Annotated in this window: 12 protein-coding genes; 8 read left to right on the top strand and 4 right to left on the bottom strand. The window is 56.8% G+C overall.

Translation table 11 applies throughout. The annotated features are described in order from the left end of the window. The 5 genes from bcsZ to OGX81_RS13545 all read left to right on the top strand — a co-directional run bounded on the left by bcsZ (position 1) and on the right by OGX81_RS13545 (position 10,117). A complete protein-coding gene (gene bcsZ / locus OGX81_RS13565; protein WP_080750344.1) occupies positions 1-1,110 on the top strand; it encodes a cellulose synthase complex periplasmic endoglucanase BcsZ in 1,110 nt (369 codons plus the stop codon). Beyond that, positions 1,092-4,676, top strand: a complete 3,585-nt coding sequence (gene bcsC / locus OGX81_RS13560; RefSeq protein WP_104868059.1) for a cellulose synthase complex outer membrane protein BcsC — start codon at positions 1,092-1,094, stop codon at positions 4,674-4,676. The genes bcsZ and bcsC overlap by 19 nt, the downstream gene beginning before the upstream one ends. A 277-nt stretch (positions 4,677-4,953) precedes the next feature. Then, complete coding sequence (gene hmsP / locus OGX81_RS13555; protein ID WP_024131042.1) at positions 4,954-6,960, top strand: biofilm formation regulator HmsP; 2,007 nt, start codon at positions 4,954-4,956, stop codon at positions 6,958-6,960. A gap of 157 nt (positions 6,961-7,117) precedes the next feature. Then, complete coding sequence (dctA, locus tag OGX81_RS13550; RefSeq protein ID WP_012135654.1) at positions 7,118-8,404, top strand: C4-dicarboxylate transporter DctC; 1,287 nt, start codon at positions 7,118-7,120, stop codon at positions 8,402-8,404. A 219-nt stretch (positions 8,405-8,623) separates the two neighbouring features. Continuing rightward, a complete protein-coding gene (locus OGX81_RS13545; RefSeq protein WP_047460417.1) occupies positions 8,624-10,117 on the top strand; it encodes a M16 family metallopeptidase in 1,494 nt (497 codons plus the stop codon). A gap of 85 nt (positions 10,118-10,202) precedes the next feature. Here the strand turns inward: OGX81_RS13545 and kdgK are convergent, their stop codons facing one another. Continuing rightward, positions 10,203-11,132, bottom strand: coding sequence for a 2-dehydro-3-deoxygluconokinase (gene kdgK / locus OGX81_RS13540; RefSeq protein ID WP_049011537.1), 930 nt, complete (start codon positions 11,130-11,132; stop codon positions 10,203-10,205). Positions 11,133-11,364: 232 nt separating this feature from the next. Here kdgK and pdeH point away from each other — a divergent pair, with 232 nt between their 5' ends. Both pdeH and OGX81_RS13530 read left to right on the top strand, forming a co-directional pair. Further along, positions 11,365-12,132 carry a cyclic-guanylate-specific phosphodiesterase gene (gene pdeH, locus OGX81_RS13535; protein ID WP_012135651.1) on the top strand — a complete coding sequence of 256 codons (768 nt, stop codon included), beginning with the start codon at positions 11,365-11,367 and terminating at the stop codon, positions 12,130-12,132. A gap of 121 nt (positions 12,133-12,253) precedes the next feature. Next, positions 12,254-14,311, top strand: a complete 2,058-nt coding sequence (locus tag OGX81_RS13530; RefSeq protein WP_104868061.1) for an AsmA family protein — start codon at positions 12,254-12,256, stop codon at positions 14,309-14,311. 59 nt (positions 14,312-14,370) lie between these two features. On the opposite strand, the gene OGX81_RS13525 is transcribed toward OGX81_RS13530, so the two are convergent. From OGX81_RS13525 to OGX81_RS13515, 3 genes are all read right to left on the bottom strand, one after another. Beyond that, the gene (locus OGX81_RS13525; protein ID WP_104868062.1) at positions 14,371-15,693 is read right to left on the bottom strand and encodes an MFS transporter; all 1,323 of its coding nucleotides are present in this window, start codon (positions 15,691-15,693) and stop codon (positions 14,371-14,373) included. 302 nt (positions 15,694-15,995) lie between these two features. Continuing rightward, positions 15,996-17,024 (bottom strand): inner membrane protein YhjD, encoded by a 1,029-nt coding sequence (gene yhjD / locus OGX81_RS13520; RefSeq protein ID WP_012135646.1) that lies wholly within the window; start codon positions 17,022-17,024, stop codon positions 15,996-15,998. Positions 17,025-17,071: 47 nt separating this feature from the next. Beyond that, positions 17,072-17,971, bottom strand: coding sequence for a LysR family transcriptional regulator (locus tag OGX81_RS13515; RefSeq protein ID WP_012135645.1), 900 nt, complete (start codon positions 17,969-17,971; stop codon positions 17,072-17,074). 119 nt (positions 17,972-18,090) lie between these two features. Between OGX81_RS13515 and OGX81_RS13510 the strand changes: the two genes are divergently transcribed. Further along, on the top strand, positions 18,091-18,849 hold the full coding sequence (locus tag OGX81_RS13510; RefSeq protein ID WP_104868063.1) for an SDR family NAD(P)-dependent oxidoreductase: 759 nt from the start codon (positions 18,091-18,093) through the stop codon (positions 18,847-18,849). The last annotated feature ends 13 nt before the right edge of the window (positions 18,850-18,862 follow it).

Raw genomic sequence — 18,862 nt, 5'->3', positions numbered from 1 at the left:
ATGATGAACGCGCTGCGTGGATGGATGTTAACTGCCCTGATGCTGGCGACCGTCAGCGTGCAGGCGGCCTGTACGTGGCCGGCATGGATACAGTTCAAAAAGGACTATATCAGTCAGGAAGGACGGGTGATTGACCCCAGCGACGCGCGCAAAATCACGACGTCGGAAGGGCAAAGCTATGCGCTGTTCTTTGCCCTCGCCGCCAACGATCGGCCGGCATTTGACCTGATCCTCGACTGGACGCAAAACAACCTGGCGCAGGGTTCCTTACAGGCGCATCTGCCTGCCTGGTTGTGGGGGCAGAAAGACCCCTCGACCTGGGAGGTGCTGGATGCAAACTCCGCTTCCGACGGCGATATCTGGATGGCCTGGTCGCTGCTGGAAGCCGGGCGCTTATGGAAAACGTCGCGCTATACCGACACTGGCGCCGCGCTGCTAAAACGCATTGCGCGTGAAGAGGTGGTAACGGTGCCGGGGCTGGGTTCAATGCTGCTGCCGGGGAACGTGGGTTTTGCGGAAAAGACGCGCTGGCGCTTTAACCCGAGCTATTTACCCCCGCAGCTGGCGCAATATTTTACCCGCTTTGGCGCGCCCTGGACCACGCTGCGTGAAACCAATATGCGTTTGCTGATGGAAACCGCCCCGAAAGGGTTCTCGCCGGACTGGGTGCGCTATGAAAAAGACAAAGGCTGGCAGCTGAAACCGGAAAAAACGCTGGTCAGCAGTTACGATGCCATCCGCGTTTATTTATGGGCGGGGATGATGCACGACGGCGATCCGCAAAAAGCGCGGCTGCTGACGCGCCTGAAACCGATGGCGACGCTGACGACAAAAAACGGCGTTCCGCCAGAGAAGGTGGATGTCGCCAGTGGTAAAGCCCAGGGCGACGGGCCGGTGGGCTTTTCGGCTTCTTTATTGCCTTTCCTGCAAAACCGTGATGCTCAGGCGGTGCAGCGACAGCGCGTGGCGGACAATTTTCCCGGTAGCGATGCCTACTATAGCTATGTGCTAACGCTTTTCGGACAAGGATGGGATCAGCATCGTTTTCGCTTCACCGCTAAAGGTGAATTACTACCTGACTGGGGCCAGGAATGCGCAAGTTCAAATTAAGTCTCATCCATCTCCTTTTGCCGGGTGGCGGTAACGCCTTATCCGGCCTACGGGATGCCGCTGATTGTAGGCCGGATAAGACGCTAAAGCATCGCCATCGGGCCGTGCTCGGCCTGACGCTCGGCATCGCCTGGATGCCGTTCGCCGAGGCGGCGCCTTCCGCGCAACAGCAGTTGCTGCAACAGGTTCGGTTAGGCGAAGCCTCGCACCGTGAGGATTTGGTGCGCCAGTCGCTTTATCGCCTGGAACTGATCGACCCGAACAACCCGGAAGTGGTCGCCGCCCGGTTTCGCTACCTGCTGCGCCAGGGCGACAATGACGGGGCGCAGAAACAGCTCGACAGGCTTTCCCAGTTAGCGCCGAGTTCCAGCGCGTATCAGTCCTCCCGCACGACGATGATGCTTTCCACGCCGGAAGGGCGCCAGTCCTTGCAGGAGGCGCGTTTACAGGCGACCACCGGTCATACCGAAGAAGCGATTGCCGCTTACGACGCGCTGTTTAAAGGTCATCCGCCGCAAGGCGATCTGGCGGTGGAATACTGGACGACGGTGGCAAAATCTCCCGCGAGACGTAACGAGGCGATTAATCAGCTTAAAAGAATTAACGCCAGTACGCCGGGCAATACCGCCCTGCAAAACACGCTGGCGCAGTTGCTGTTTGACGGCGGGCGACGCGATGAGGGATTTGCCGTATTAGAGCAGATGGCGAATTCCAGCGCCGGGCGCACGACGGCTTCCGCTCTCTGGTATCAGCAGATTAAAGATCTGCCTGCCAGCGACGCCAGCGTAAAAGCGCTGCAAAAATACCTGACGGTGTTTAGCGAAGGCGACAGCGTCAATGCCGCGCGCAGCAAGTTGAGTGAACAGCAGCAACAGCTTTCCGACCCGGCGTTCAGAGCCAGAGCGCAAGGCCTGGCGGCGGTGGAAGCCGGACAGGGCGGCAAAGCCGTAACGGAATTGCAGCAGGCGGTAAGCGCGGATCACCGTGACAGCGAAGCCGTCGGCGCGCTGGGGCAGGCCTATTCGCAGCGTGGCGATCGTGCCCGCGCGGTGGCGCAGTTCCAGAAAGCGCTTGCGATGGACCCGAACAGCAGCAGTCGCGGTAAATGGGAAAGCCTGCTGAAGGTAAACCGCTACTGGCTGGCGATTCAGCAGGGCGACGCCGCGCTGAAAGCGAATAACCCGGACCAGGCGGAACGCCTCTACCGGCAGGCCAGGAGCATCGACAATACCGACAGCTATGCCGTGCTGGGGCTGGGCGACGTGGCGGTGGCGCGTAAAGATTATCCCGCCGCCGAGCGCTACTATCAGCAGACGCTGCGAATGGACAGCGGCAACAGCAACGCCGTGCGCGGCCTGGCGAATATCTATCGTCAGCAGTCCCCGGAGAAAGCCTCGGCGTTTATCGCGTCGCTCTCCAGTCGTCAGCGGCAAAGTATTGATGATATTGAGCGTAGCCTTGAAAACGACCAGCTGGCGCAGCAGGCCGAAGCGCTGGAAAACCAGGGGAACTGGGCGCAGGCGGCGGAACTGCATCGTCGCAGGCTGGCGCTGGACCCCGGCAGCGTCTGGGTAACGTATCGTTTGTCCCGCGATCTGTGGAACGCCGGGCAGCGCAGCCAGGCCGATGCGCACATGCGCGCACTGGCGCGTCAGAAACCGAACGACCCGGATCAGGTGTATGCCTATGGGCTGTACCTCGCGGGCAACGATCAGGATCGCGCGGCGATGGCGCATATCAATAATCTGCCGCGTAGCCAGTGGAACAGTAACATTCAGGAACTGGCGGACAGGCTGCAAAATAATCAGGTGCTGGAAACCGCCAGCCGCCTGCGTGATAGCGGCAAAGAGCGGGAAGCGGAAACGCTGCTTCGCCAACAGCCCGCCTCTACGCGCATTGATTTAACCCTTGCCGACTGGGCGCAGCAGCGGCGCGATTATTCTTCGGCGCGCGCCGCCTATGATGCGGTTCTGGCGCGGGAGCCGGGTAATGTCGATGCCCGACTTGGCCTGACGGAAGTCTATATTGCGCAGGGTGATAACGCGGCGGCGCGGGCGGAGCTGGCGAAACTTCCCGCCCCGGCGACCGGGGAGCCGCTGTCCATCAATATGCAGCGCCGTATGGCGCGGGCCCAGGCGCAACTGGGCGATACCGTCGCGGCGCAGCAGACCTTCAACACGATTGTGCCGCAGGCGAAGTCACAGCCGCCTTCTATGGAAACTGCGATGGTGCTGCGCGACGCGGCGGGCTTTCAGGCGCAAAACGGCGAACCGCAGCAGGCGCTTGAGACGTACAAAGACGCGATGGTGGCTTCCGGCATTACGCCGACCCGCCCGCAGGATAATGACACCTTTACTCGCCTGACCCGTAATGACGCGAAAGATGACTGGTTAAAACGCGGCGTGCGCAGCGATGCGGCGGATTTATACCGACAGCAGGATCTGAACGTTACGCTGGAGCATGATTACTGGGGATCGAGCGGCACCGGCGGCTACTCCGATCTGAAAGCGCATACCACCATGTTCCAGGTTGACGCGCCGTTGTCAGATGGCCGGATGTTCTTCCGTGCTGACCTGGTGAACGTGGATGTCGGCAGTTTCTCGACCCATGCGGACGGCACCTGGGACAAGAACTGGGGCACCTGTACGCTGCATGACTGTAGCGGCAACCGCAGCCAGTCTGATACCGGCACGAGCGTGGCGGTCGGCTGGAAAAACAAGACCTGGAGCTGGGATATCGGGACTACGCCGATGGGCTTTAACGTTGTCGATGTGGTTGGCGGCGTGAGCTACAGCAATGATATCGGGCCGCTGGGCTATACGCTGAACGCGCACCGTCGGCCAATCTCCAGCTCTCTGCTGGCCTTCGGCGGGCAGAAAGACGCGCCGAGCAACACGGGCACAAAATGGGGCGGCGTGCGTGCGGACGGCGGCGGTGTGAGCCTGAGCTATGACAAAGGTGAAGCCAACGGCGTCTGGGCTTCGCTGAGCGGCGATCAACTGACCGGTAAGAACGTCGCGGATAACTGGCGCGTGCGCTGGATGACGGGCTATTACTATAAAATCATCAATGAGAATAACCGTCGCGTCACCGTCGGCCTGAACAATATGATCTGGCACTACGACAAAGACCTGAGCGGGTATTCGCTGGGGCATGGCGGTTATTACAGTCCGCAGGAGTATGTGTCGTTCGCCGTGCCGGTGATGTGGCGGCAGCGTACGGAAAACTGGTCGTGGGAGCTGGGCGGTTCGGTATCCTGGTCGCATTCACGCACCAAAACCATGCCGCGTTATCCGCTGATGAATCTGATCCCGACGGATTACCGCGAAGAGGCGGCCACGCAGACGAATGGCGGCGGCAGCAGTCAGGGCTTTGGTTATACGGCGCGGGCGCTGATCGAGCGACGGGTGACGTCTAACTGGTTCCTCGGAACGGCAATTGATATTCAGGAAGCGAAGGATTATACGCCGAGCCATTTCCTGCTGTATGTGCGTTATTCCGCTGCGGGATGGCAGGGCGATATGGATTTACCGCCGCAGCCGCTGGTGCCGTACGCGGACTGGTAAGCGCCGAACGCCTGATGGCGACGCATTCGCGTCTTATCAGGCCTACAACGCGCGCTTGCGGTTACGCCGTCATCCGGCAATGCGCTCTTTCGTAGGCCGGATAAGGCGGCCACGCCGCCATCCGGCAGTGTGCGCTTTCTGTAGGCCGGATAAGGCGGTTACGCCGCCATCCGGCACTGATGATTCGGAAAAGTCCTTTTCAGATACGGCCTCTCTTTATGTCTGCGCGATCGGGTATACTCTGGCGGCAGCCTGGGGATAGTCATGGAGAGTCAATTTGCGCGTCAGCCGCTCGTTAACAATTAAGCAGATGGCAATGGTTGCGGCCGTTGTCCTGGTGTTTGTATTTATTTTTTGCACCGTTTTGCTGTTTCATTTAGTACAGCAGAACCGCTATAACACGGCTACGCAACTGGAAAGTATCGCCCGTTCTGTCCGCGAACCGCTGTCCGCCGCAATCCTGAAAGCGGATATCCCTGAAGCGGAAACCATCCTGGCGCGCATTCAGCCAGCGGGCGTGGTCAGCCGCGCCGACGTGGTGCTGCCGAACCAATTCCAGGCGCTACGAATGAGTTTTATTCCTGAGCGCTCCGTCCCGGTGACGGTGACGCGTCTGTTTGAACTGCCGGTGCAGATCTCGCTGCCGGTCTATTCCCTTGAGCGGCCAGCCAACCCACAGCCGTTGGCGTATCTGGTGCTCCAGGCGGACTCGTTCCGCATGTATAAGTTCGTGATGAGCACGCTCTCGACGTTAGTGACCATTTACTTACTTTTATCGCTGATGCTGACGGTGGCGATAACCTGGTGTATGAACCGCCTGATTGTGCATCCTCTACGCAAAATCGCCCGGGAGCTTAACGATATCCCGCCGCAAGAGCTGACAGGCCATCAGCTGGCGCTGCCGCGTCTGCATCATGACGATGAGATCGGTATGCTGGTGCGTAGCTACAACCTGAATCAGCAGATTGCCCAGCGTCACAGCATTGAGCAAAACGATCATGCGATGCGCTTTCCGGTTTCCGAGCTTCCCAACAAGGCTTTTCTGATGGGGCTTCTGGAACAGGTTGTGACGCGTCAGCAGACGACGGCGTTAATGATTGTCACCTGTGAAACGCTGCGCGATACCGCAGGCGTGCTCAAAGAGACGCAGCGGGAAATCCTGTTGCTTACGCTGGTGGAAAAACTGAAATCGGTACTGGCGCCGCGAATGGTGCTGACGCAGGTAAGCGGCTTTGATTTCGCCATCATCGCGCACGGCGTAAAAGAACCGTGGCACGCGATTACGTTAGGTCAGCAAGTGCTCACTGTCATTAATGAACGGCTGCCGATCGAAAGCATCCAGCTGCGCCCCAGTTGCAGCATTGGGGTGGCGATGTTTTACGGCGACCTGACGGCCGAGGCGCTTTATGGTCGCGCCGTCTCCGCCGCCTTTACCGCCCGCCGCAAAGGTAAAAATCAGATTCAGTTCTTTGACCCGGCGCAGATGGAAGCCGCGCAGCAGAGATTGACGGAAGAGAGCGATATTCTCAACGCGCTGGATAACCACCAGTTCGCTATCTGGCTGCAACCGCAGGTGGAGATGTCCAGCGGTAAGGTACTGAGCGCAGAAGCATTATTACGCGTGCAGCAGCCGGATGGCAGTTGGGAACTCCCGGAAGGGTTAATTGACCGTATCGAATCCTGCGGTCTGATGGTGACGGTCGGGTACTGGGTGCTGGAAGAGTCCTGTCGCCAGCTTTCCGCCTGGCAGGAGCGTGGCGTGATGATGCCGCTCTCGGTGAATCTTTCCGCATTGCAGCTCATGCACCCGAATATGGTGTCGGATCTGCTGGAGCTGCTAAGCCGCTATCGTATTCAGCCGGATACATTGATTCTGGAAGTAACGGAAAGCCGACGCATCGACGACCCGCATGCCGCCGTCGCCATCCTGCGCCCGCTGCGCAGCGCGGGCGTACGCATCGCGCTGGATGACTTTGGTATGGGATACGCAGGGTTGCGTCAGCTTCAGCACATGAAATCGCTGCCGGTCGATATACTAAAAATCGACAAAATGTTTGTTGAGGGATTGCCGGAGGATGACAGCATGGTTACGGCGATTATCCTGATGGCGCGCAGCCTTAACCTGAAAATGATTGCGGAAGGCGTGGAGACCGAAGCGCAGCGCGACTGGCTGGCGCAGGCAGGGGTGGACGTGGCGCAAGGTTTCTTGTTTGCCCGCGCGGTTCCGCCGGATGTGTTTGAAGAACGTTACCTGAAGAACGCGCAGCCTGATTACAAAACTTAAAAAAGGTCAGACTTGTGCGAGCCAGCTCAAAGTTTTTAACATTTTTGTTTCAATTATGATCCAGGTGCATTTCTGTCATGTTGTGTGGGTGTTATTTTAAGGCCGCAGGTTAACCATAACCTTACAAGACCTGTGGTTTTTACTTCAAGGACACCCTATGAAAACCTCTCTGTTCAAAAGCCTTTACTTTCAGGTCCTGACAGCAATTGCCATTGGTATCCTCCTTGGCCATTACTACCCTGAATTAGGCGCACAAATGAAACCGCTTGGCGACGCGTTCGTTAAGCTGATTAAGATGGTCATCGCACCGGTTATCTTCTGTACTGTCGTTACCGGCATTGCAGGTATGGAAAGCATGAAAGCGGTGGGCCGCACCGGTGCGGTTGCGCTGCTTTACTTTGAGATTGTCAGTACGATTGCGCTGATCATTGGTCTCATTATCGTCAATGTCGTTCAGCCTGGCTCCGGGATGAACGTCGATCCGGCGACGCTGGATGCTAAAGCGGTGGCGATCTACGCCGAACAAGCAAAAGACCAGGGAATCGTGGGCTTCCTGATGGATATCATCCCGGGCAGCGTCATCGGCGCGTTCGCCAGCGGTAATATCCTACAGGTTCTGCTGTTTGCGGTGATGTTCGGCTTTGCGCTGCATCGTCTGGGCAGCAAAGGCCAGCTGATTTTCAACGTGATTGAAAGCTTCTCGCAGGTCATTTTCGGCATCATCAACATGATCATGCGCCTGGCGCCTATCGGTGCTTTCGGTGCGATGGCCTTTACTATCGGTAAATACGGCGTGGGTACGCTGGTGCAGTTGGGGCAGCTGATTGTCTGCTTCTACATCACCTGTATTCTGTTCGTGGTGGTGGTGCTTGGCTCGATTGCCCGCGCAGCTGGCTTCAGCATTTTTAAATTTATCCGCTACATCCGTGAAGAACTGCTGATTGTGCTGGGGACGTCCTCCTCCGAATCCGTGCTGCCGCGTATGCTGGATAAGATGGAAAAGCTGGGCTGCCGTAAGTCGGTGGTGGGGCTGGTTATTCCCACAGGCTACTCGTTTAACCTGGACGGAACCTCGATCTATCTGACGATGGCGGCGGTGTTTATCGCCCAGGCGACCAACAGTCATATGGATATCTTCCATCAGGTAACTCTGCTGGTGGTGCTGCTGCTCTCCTCGAAAGGGGCGGCCGGGGTAACGGGGAGCGGATTTATCGTGCTGGCTGCGACGATCTCTGCGGTGGGCCACTTACCGGTTGCGGGTCTGGCGCTGATCCTCGGTATCGACCGCTTTATGTCTGAAGCCCGCGCGCTGACCAACCTGGTCGGTAACGGCGTGGCAACGGTCGTTGTGGCGAAGTGGGTGAAAGAACTGGACCACAAAAAGCTGGATGATGTGCTGAATAATCGTGCGCCTGATGGCAAAACGCACGAATTATCCTCTTAATCTCACCTCTTATGCCCGCAGTCCCTTCCAGGACTGCGGGTGTTTGCGCATAATTGACCCCTGCACCCGAATCACTCAACATGTGGCTTCGGGATTTTTTCACTTCTGGCGTGACATTTTTATGTTCGCGCGGTCTAACACGAAGTGTTTTTAACGTCATATTCAGATAAGCCTTCCAGGCTGTCTTTTTATTACCAGGATTGTTGATCAGGGGTTTACATGCAGGGCACAAAAATTCGACTCTTAGCGGGCAGTCTGCTGATGATGGCTACTGTCGGCTATGTGCAGGCAGATGCGCTCCAGCCTGACCCGGCATGGCAACAGGGGACGCTGGCAAATGGATTACAGTGGCAAGTATTAGCTACCCCGCAGCGCCCAAGCGATCGTATTGAGGTTCGTCTGCTGGTCAATACCGGTTCGCTCACCGAAAGTACGCAACAGAGCGGTTTCAGCCACGCCATTCCCCGTATCGCGCTGACGCAAAGCGGCGGCCTTGACGCCGCGCAAGCACGTTCACTCTGGCAGCAGGGCTTTGACCCCAAACGCCCTGTGCCGCCCGTTATCGTTTCTTATGATTCCACGTTATATAACCTCAGCCTGCCCAACACCCGTAACGATCTGCTAAAAGAGGCGCTCTCTTATCTGGCGCATACCTCCGGCAAACTGTCCATCACGCCAGAGACGGTTGCGCATGCAGTCAATAGTGAAGATATGGTTGCCACCTGGCCTATGGACACCAAAGAGGGCTGGTGGCGCTATCGTCTGAAAGGGTCTGCGCTGTTAGGCCACGATCCGGCCGAGCCGCTGAAACAGCCTGTGGATGTGGAGAAACTTAACGCGTTTTACCAGAAATGGTACACCCCGGACGCGATGACGCTGATTATCGTCGGTAACGTGGACGCGCGTTCGGTTTCTGAGCAGATCAACAAAACCTTCGGCGAGTTGCAAGGCAAACGTGAAACGCCTGCGCCGGTGCCGACGCTTTCCCCTCTGCGCGCCGAAGCGGTCAGCATTATGACTGACGCCGTGCGCCAGGATCGTCTCTCCATCATGTGGGATACGCCGTGGCAGCCCATTCGCGAGTCCGCCGCGCTGCTGCGCTACTGGCAGGCGGATTTAGCCCGTGAAGCCCTGTTCTGGCATGTTCAGCAGGCGCTCAGCAAGAACAACGCTAAAGAGATTGGTCTCGGCTTTGACTGCCGGGTGCTGTTCCTGCGTGCGCAGTGCGCGATCAACGTTGAATCCCCCGGCGATAAGCTGAATCTGAACCTGGGGCTGGTGGCGCGTGAACTGGCGAAAGTCCGTGATAACGGCTTGCCGGAAGAGGAGTTTAACGCGCTGGTGGCGCAGAAGAATCTGGAGTTGCAGAAGCTGTTCGCCACTTATGCGCGTACCGATACCGATATCTTGATCAGCCAACGGATGCGCTCGTTGCAAAATCAGGTGGTCGATATTGCCCCGGAACAGTACCAGCGTTTACGGCAGAACTTCCTGAATAACCTGACCGTTGAGATGTTGAATCAAAACCTGCGTCAGCAGCTATCGCAAGATATGGCGTTGATTCTGCTTCAGCCGAAGGGAGAACCGGAGCTGAATATGAAGGACCTACAGGCAACGTGGGATCAAATCATGGCGCCAGTGACAGCAGCAGCAACAAGCGCAGAAACCGATGATGTCCACCCGGAAGTCACGGATATCCCGGCTGCGCAGTAGCAGTAGGCCGGATAAGGCGGTCACGCCGCCATCCGGTGAGAATGTCATGCCCGATGGCGCTACGCTTATCCGGCCTACAGTGCGGTTATTGCGGCATCGCATCGCGCGGGATAATCGCCCCGCGATGCTGAATGACCGTGCTGGCGGTCAGGTGCCCGCGCTGTGCGGCCCCGGCAGCGTCGCCGCCGGTTAAACGTATTGCCAGATACCCGGCGCTAAAGGAGTCGCCCGCTGCGGTGGTGTCGATCACTTTCTCTTTTGGCAATTTCACCGCCGGAACGTCAATCACCTCTTCGCCTTTGATGGAAACCAGGCAGGAATCTGCGCCGCGTTTCACCACCACTTCCTGGACGCCTGCGTCGTGCGTGCGGGCAATGACCTCGGCAACCGGCTTTTCACCCCACAACGCGTCTTCATCATCCAGCGTCAGGAACGCGATATCCGTGCATTCCAGCATCTGCTGATATACCTGCTGCGTCTCTTCTTTGCTTGCCCACAGGCGCGGACGATAGTTGTTGTCAAAAATGACTTTCCCGCCGTTGGCGCGGCATTCGCGCATCAGCGACAGTAATTTATCGCGGCTGGATGGGCTTAAAATGGCAAGGCTGATCCCGCTCAGGTAGAGGTAGTCGAAGGTCGCCAGCTCTTCGCAGATTGCCGCAGACTGCTCGCTCTCCAGCCAGAATTTCGCTGCCGCCTCGTTGCGCCAGTAATAGAAAGTGCGTTCGCCAGTGCTGTCCGTCTCGATGTAATAGAGGCCCGGTAGACGGTTTTCCATGCGCTGCGTGAGGGAGGTATCGACATTTTCGCCTTGCCATGAATCCAGCATTTGCTGGCTGAAGCTGTCAGTGCCCAGCGCCGTCACGTAGTGTACGGACAAGGCCGCAGAATCGACCTGACGGGCGATGTAAACGGATGTATTCAACGTGTCGCCACCGAAACCGCGCTGAACGTCTGCGCCTTTCTGTGACAGCTCAATCATGCATTCGCCAATCACGGCAATCTTTTTGGACATAGTCGTGAACCTGCTCTGAAAAAAATTAGCGTTAGTGTGCGCTGTGGTGTATTCAGCGGTCAACTATATTAAAACATCGTTCCATTATTTTTTTGAGCCAACGCGTATTCTGTGTTGATTTTTGTCATGCTGTTTCTATTTTGCGGGACGCTGAACATAAAGTTCTTTGCCAGAGCGCCGATAACCTTTGACGAGTCCGGGCAGTCACACTCTCATTAACAGGACATCTGAGATGATAAAGCAGGTTATCCAGCAGCTAAGCATTCCTGAGGCAAGCATTGAAAGCTTGCAGGAGCGGCGCTTTTGGTTGCAGTGCGAACGTGCTTACACTTATCAGCCAATCTACCAGACCAACGGGCGATTGATGGCCGTGGAACTGCTGACGGTTGTGGTACACCCGGATAACCCTTCCCGGCGCGTTGCCCCGGATCGCTATTTTGCCGAACTGGCGGTAAGACACCGCGTGGATGTGGTGAAAGAACAGCTCCAGTTTCTGGAGCAGAAAGCCGATTTTTTCATGCGTCATGACCTGCTGGCCTCGGTCAATGTCGATGGCCCGACGCTGATCGCGATGCGTCAGCAGCCAGAGGTATTGAAAACGATTGAGCGCCTGCCCTGGCTGCGATTCGAACTGGTGGAACATATTCGTTTACCGAAAGACTCTTCGTTCGCCTCAATGTGTGAATTCGGCCCGCTCTGGCTGGATGATTTCGGCACCGGCATGGCGAATTTCTCTGCCCTGAGCGAAGTGCGTTACGACTACATCAAAGTGGCGCGGGATCTGTTTGTGATGCTGCGCCAGACGCCGGAAGGGCGAAACCTCTTTACGCTGCTGCTGCAACTGATGAACCGCTATTGCCGAGGCGTTATCGTCGAAGGCGTGGAAACGCTGGAAGAGTGGCGCGATGTACAACGTTCGCCCGCTTTCGCGGCGCAGGGGTATTTTCTGTCGCGTCCTGTTCCGCTGGAGAACCTTGAACAGGTGATCCTGATGCTGTAATACCCGCTGTTTCCCGGAATGGCGCGTCTTTCACGCGGTATTCCAGGACGCAGCCTGCCTCCCTTTTCCGTCTGCTGGACTATCTTTAGGACTGGCAAGGAAAGAAGTGAGGAAGTAAAACATGACGAAAGCAGGCAAAATAACCGCTGCCATATCAGGGACTTTGTTGCTGTTGATCGTCGTACTCATCGTCCTGATTGCGACATTTGACTGGAATCGCCTCAAACCGACCATCAACCAGAAAGTCTCTACAGAACTCAACCGGCCATTCGCCATTCGCGGCGATCTGGGCGTGGTGTGGGAACGTCAAAAACAGGAAACCGGCTGGCGAAGCTGGGTGCCCTGGCCGCACGTTCATGCCGAAGACATTATCCTCGGCAATCCGCCGGATATCCCCGAAGTCACGATGGTGCATCTCCCGCGCGTTGAAGCCACGCTGGCGCCGCTGGCGTTGCTGACCAAAACCGTCTGGCTGCCGTGGATCAAACTGGTGAAGCCTGACGCCCGCCTTATCCGCCTCTCGGAGAAAAACAATAACTGGACCTTCAATCTTGCGGCTGACGAGAAAAACGATCCCAATGCGCAGCCGTCCGCCTGGTCGTTCCGTCTGGATACGATTTTGTTCGATCAGGGGCGTATCGCCATTGACGATAAGGTCAGCAAAGCCGATATCGAGATCCTGGTTGATCCGTTGGGTAAACCACTGCCTTTTAGCGAAGTCACGGGAGCCAAAAGCAACAACGACAACAACGTGGGGGATTATGTTTTCGGCCTTAAGGCGCAGGGGCGTTATAACGGGGAACCGCTGACCGGCACGGGCAAAATTGGCGGTATGCTGGCGTTACGCAGCGAAGGCGCGCCTTTCCCGGTGCAGGCTGATTTCCGCTCGGGCAATACTCGCGTGGCCTTTGCCGGGGTGGTCAACGATCCGCTGAACATGGGCGGCGTCGATCTCCAGCTTAAGTTTTCCGGCGACTCGCTGGGCGAATTGTACGACCTGACCGGCGTACTGCTGCCGGACACGCCGCCGTTTGAAACGGACGGTCGCCTGGTGGCGAAAATCGATACGGAGACATCCTCGGTTTTTGACTACCGCAATTTTAATGGCCGCATCGGCGACAGCGATATTCACGGCTCTCTTACTTACACCACCGGCAAGCCGCGCCCCAAACTGGAAGGGGATGTGGAGTCGCGCCAGCTTCGCCTGGCTGACCTGGGGCCGCTGATCGGCGTGGATTCCGGGAAGGGGGCGCAGCAGTCGAAACGCGCCGAGCAAAGCAAGGGCGAAAAGAGCATTCAGCCTGCCGACAAAGTGCTGCCTTATGACCGCTTTGAAACCGATAAATGGGACGTGATGGATGCCGACGTGCGCTTTAAGGGCGGGCGCATTGAGCACGGCAGCAGCCTGCCGGTCAGCGATCTCTCTACCCATATCATCCTGAAAAATGCCGATTTACGTTTGCAGCCGCTGAAGTTTGGCCTGGCAGGCGGCAGCATTGTCTCCAGCATTCATCTGGAAGGGGATAAAAAGCCGATGCAGGGAAGGGCGAATATCCAGGCGCGTCGTCTTAAACTGAAAGCGCTGATGCCGGATGTCGAACTGATGCAGAAAACATTGGGCGAAATGAACGGTGACGCGGATATCCGGGGAAGCGGCAATTCAGTGGCGGCGCTGTTAGGTAACAGTAATGGCAACCTGAAGCTGCTGATGAACGATGGCGTGATCAGCCGCAACCTGATGGAGATTGTCGGCCTGAACGTGGGCAACTTTATTGTCGGGCAGATATTTGGCGACGATGAGGTACGGGTCAACTGCGCGGCGGCTAATCTTGACATCGTTAATGGCGTTGCGCGCCCGCAAATCTTTGCTTTTGATACGGAAAATGCGCTGGTTAACGTCACCGGAACCGCGAGTTTCGCCTCTGAGCAACTGGATTTAACCATCGATCCAGAGAGCAAAGGGATTCGCATTATTACGCTGCGTTCGCCGCTGTATGTGCGCGGGTCGTTTAAAAACCCGCAGGCGGGGGTGAAAGCCGGGCCGCTGATCGCGCGAGGCGCGGTCGCTGCGGCGCTGGCGACGTTAGTCACGCCTGCCGCCGCGCTTCTGGCGTTGATTTCCCCGTCAGAAGGCGATGCGAATCAGTGTCGGATGATTTTGTCGCAGATGAAGAAATGATGATAGTGCCGGATGGCGGTGTAAACACCTTATCCGGCCTACGGGTGATGGCGGTCAAATCACAACGACTGGTGGCGCGTCTCGTGGGTCAACAGCAGCGCAATCAGCGTCAGGGCGGCCATTGACGCCAGATAGGTGCCGACCGCCGCCAGACCGTAGTTCCCCTGCAACCATGCGGCAATATATGGCGCTACGGACGCGCCAAGAATTGACGACACGTTATACGAGAAGGACGCGCCGGTGTAGCGAACTTCTGTCGGGAACAGCTCCGGCAACAGCGCGCCCATCGGGCCGAAGGTCAGCCCCATCAGACTCAGCCCCAGCAGCAGGAAAACGAATATCAATGCCGGATTACCGGAACCGAGCAACGGTTTAAAGGCAAACAGCGCGAACAGAATGATCATTGTCGTGATAATGACCATGCTCTTACGGCGACCAAAAGCGTCTGCCAGCAGGCCTGCAACCGGCACCATCACGCCAAAGCCGATCACCGCCAGCATCAACATCCACAACACTTCGTTACGCGGCAAACCGAGCCCCGCAGGAGCGGCTGCGGTACTGTACGTCATGGAATAGACCGTCATGATGTAGAACAGCGTATAGGTCGCCAGCATGATGAATGTCCCGAGTACCGTTACGCGTACGTGCCGGGTCAGCAGGGTGCCCAGCGGGATTTTCACCTGCTTTTTCGCCGCGGCGACCTTAGCGAATACCGGTGTTTCATGCAGCGAGACGCGGACGTACAGGCCGATAATGACCAGCACCGCAGAGAGAATGAACGGTAAACGCCAGCCCCAGGTCATGAACTGCTCATCGGTCAGCAGCCAGGAGAGGAGCAGGAACGTGCCGTTGGCGAAGAAGAAGCCGATAGGCGCGCCAAGCTGCGGGAAAGAGCCGTACAGCGCGCGCTTGCGCGGCGGGGCGTTTTCGGTCGCCAGCAGCGCCGCGCCGCCCCATTCTCCACCGAGACCCAGACCCTGGCCAAAGCGCGCCAGCGCCAGCAGCAGCGGGGCGAAAATGCCAATGGTGGCATAGCCCGGCAGCAGGCCGATCACGACGGTGGAGATCCCCATCGTCAGCAATGACGCCACCAGCGTCACTTTACGCCCGACGCGGTCGCCGAAGTGGCCGAATAGCGCAGAGCCAATTGGGCGCGCGACAAAGGCGATGGCGAAGGTGGCGAGGGACTGAAGCGTTGCCGCTGCCGGATCGCCCTGCGGGAAGAAAATATGGGGGAACACGATTACTGCGGCAGTCGCGTAAATGTAGAAGTCGAAGAACTCAATGGCGGTGCCGATGAGGGAGGCAACGACGACTTTATTGCGCGAGTTTACCGGAACGTGTTCCTGTTCGTTGTCGAGTGTGGTGGCGGTTGCTTGCATAGTATTTTCTTATTTTTTGGCGAACGAACGGCCATATTACGCACAGCAAAAGCGACATTTCAATCTGTAACAAAGCGGGATTTTGCTCAAATAATGGTCAAAAAGGGGATAATGTTTAGACCTGCGATTTCACGTCTATGAAATGCTTCACACAATTTTAAACTTAGATGATAAAACTGGTTTTAGGTTAAATAAAAGTTACGGTCTGGATTTATATGCTGCAATGCGTGCCGTATAAGGCGTAGCAACCTGCCGGGCGGTAGGCCGGACAAGCATCGCGCCATCCGGCATCAAATGATGAACTAGCGGTGGGTTTTCCCTGGCATACGTGGGTCGTCTTTGTATTCGGCGGTGGCTATCCAGGCCGCGCAAAACAGCGTCAGGCGGGCAAAGAAGTAGAAGAACGCCATCAGGCCAAGCACGGAACCGAATGCGGCGCCGGACGGGGATTTCACCAGGGAAGGCAGCGTGTAGGTCATGATGATTTTGATCACCTCAAAACCGATCGCGGCGATAAACGTACCGCGAATCAATGCCTTCTTGCGCGGTCGATGGCGCGGTAGCCGCCAGAAAATCCAGAAGAACAGCAGGTAGTTGGCGAAAATTGAAATGGCCAGCCCAATCAACCGCCAGGCGGGTTTTAGCCACTCAATGCTGTCGAGATACAGCGCGGAGATAATCATCTGCTGCGCAGAACCGGCAATCGAGGTAATAGACAGCGTGATAATCAGCGCAACCAACAGCCCAATCAGCGAGACAAAATCGCGCAGGTATTTTATCCAGATTTTTTCCTGATCCTGCGGGGTGCGCTCCCACACGTCCCGAGACTGGGCGCGAATCGCTTCACGCAGGTTGCCCATCCAGTTGATCCCGGAATAGAGCGCAATGCCCAGCCCCACCAGGCCGACGGTGGTTCGCTGCTGAACGGCGGTGTTGATGGTGCTTTTCAGCGTGGACGCCAGCGTAGGATCGCTGACGTTCATCAGGATTTTATTGAAAATGTCCTCTAATAGCGTGGGATGTGACGCGAGAATAAAACCGGCGGCGGCAAACGACACCATCAGGACAGGGATCATCGACAGAAACGAGAAATAGGTGATAGCGGCGCCAAACTGGTTGCCCAGCCGATCGTTAAAACGCTCTGCGGCGCGGATCAGGTGGGCAATCACCGGCTGACGCTGGATTCTCGCTGCCGTCGTGGAGACCGTTTTGAGCGCCTGGGTGGCCTTGTTGTTTGTTTCTGGTTCGTCACGATCGTGCGTCTCCACTTTGGGCACCGGCGCATGGTCGAGTTCCTGAATAGGGCGTTTTACATCTTTTTCCTGCGTCATCAGGTCGATAGTCCTTCTTTTGTTAACTCTCAGAACAGTATAGCGTGTCAGTCCACGTAGTCTTTCATTACGCCGGTCAGCCACTCCATAAACAGGTGTACCCGGCGGGAGAGGTTGCGGCGATGCGGGTAGAGCAGGGACACCGGCATTGGGTCAGCGCGATACTGCGGCAGGATCTCGATGAGCGTCCCGGCGCGCAATGCCTCACGAACGCCGATGCGCGGCACCTGAATGATTCCTAGCCCCGCCAGGCAGGCGGCATGGTAGGTCTCGGTGCTGTTGACCGTCAGAATGCCGCCGGTTTTAATCCACTGCGTGCCGTTTGCCGTTGCCACTTCGAAGCCTTGCGGGCGCGTGCCCAGATTGACGGAATAATGAACCACCGCATGCGAGGCCAGATCGTCCAGACCTTCTGGGTAGCCAAAACGCGCCAGATACTGCGGACTGGCGCAGTTAATGACCGACAGCTTTCCCAACGGGCGGGCGATCAACCCGGAATCTTTTAGCGCCCCGACCCGCACCACGCAGTCGAACCCTTCCCGTATCAAATCCACCAGGCGATCGCTGCTGCTGAGTTCCAGCTCAATACCCGGATACTGCTGTAAAAACGCGGGCAGGCGCGGTATCACCAGGTTCTTGGCGACCCCAACCGGCATATCGACCCGCAGCTTGCCGCTGATGCTGGCCGGGTCGTGCTGGAACAAACCGTCCAGCTCGTCCAGGTTCGTCAGCAGATCTTTCGCACGTTCGTAATACACCATTCCGTCCTGAGTAAGCTGAACCCGCCGGGTGGTGCGGTGCAGCAACTGCGTGCCGAGGTGGTTTTCCAGCGCCTGTATCTGGCGGGATACGCTACCTTTAGGAAGGCCTGATGTTTCGGCGGCGCGGGAAAAACTCTCCAGTTCAGCGACGCGAATGAACAACTGCATTGCGTGAATTTTATCCATCGCGAGGTCCCGGTGTTGTTCTGAATGAAACAGTGAAGCGCATTTCGCTACATTTATTGTTTTTCTAACACCTAATAAGCTCTTTCTCAATCTTCACAACACCTGAAATGAGGTTTCTTATGACGCAACGTATCGCATTAGTGACCGGCGGCAGCCGAGGGCTCGGTAAAAACGCGGCGCTTAAGCTGGCGAGCAAAGGAATCGGGATCATTCTGACGTGGAACAGCAATGAAAAAGAGGCGCAGCAGGTCGTGCATGAAATTACGCAATCAGGCGGGAAAGCCGCAGCATTGCAGTTGAATGTCGGGGATATTTCGGGATTCCCGGCGTTTGTTGAAAAGGTGCGGGAAACCCTGAAAACGGAGTGGCAGCGTGATTCATTTGATTATTTATTGAACAATGCCGGAATCGGCATCAACGCGCCGTATTCGACCTTCACTGAAGCGCAGTTTGACCAGCTTTTGAATATTCAGTTTAAAGGGCCGTTTTTCCTGACTCAGGGGCTGTTACCCCTGCTGAAGAATGGCGGCAGGATCCTCAATGTGTCGACGGGGCTGGCCCGTTTTGCGTTGCCTGGCTACAGCGCTTATGCCGCGATGAAGGGGGCGATGGAAGTGCTGACGCGTTATCAGGCAAAAGAGCTGGGCGAACGCGGCATCACCGTGAACATTATCGCGCCGGGAGCCATTGAAACTGATTTTGGCGGCGGCAATGTGCGGGACAATGAACAACTGAATGCGTATATCGCGTCACAAACCGCCCTGGGACGGGTTGGTTTGCCGGACGATATTGGTGATGCCATCGCCGCGTTGCTCAGCGATGAACTGGGCTGGATGACCGCGCAGCGTATCGAAGTGTCGGGCGGCATGTTCTTATAATCAGGATGATAAT

It is taken from the genome of Citrobacter sp. CK206, from assembly GCF_030333125.1.
Lineage (GTDB): Bacteria > Pseudomonadota > Gammaproteobacteria > Enterobacterales > Enterobacteriaceae > Citrobacter_B > Citrobacter_B koseri.
Note: the sequence above shows the minus strand (reverse complement) of the source record. Positions and strands in the feature narration are given on the sequence as shown.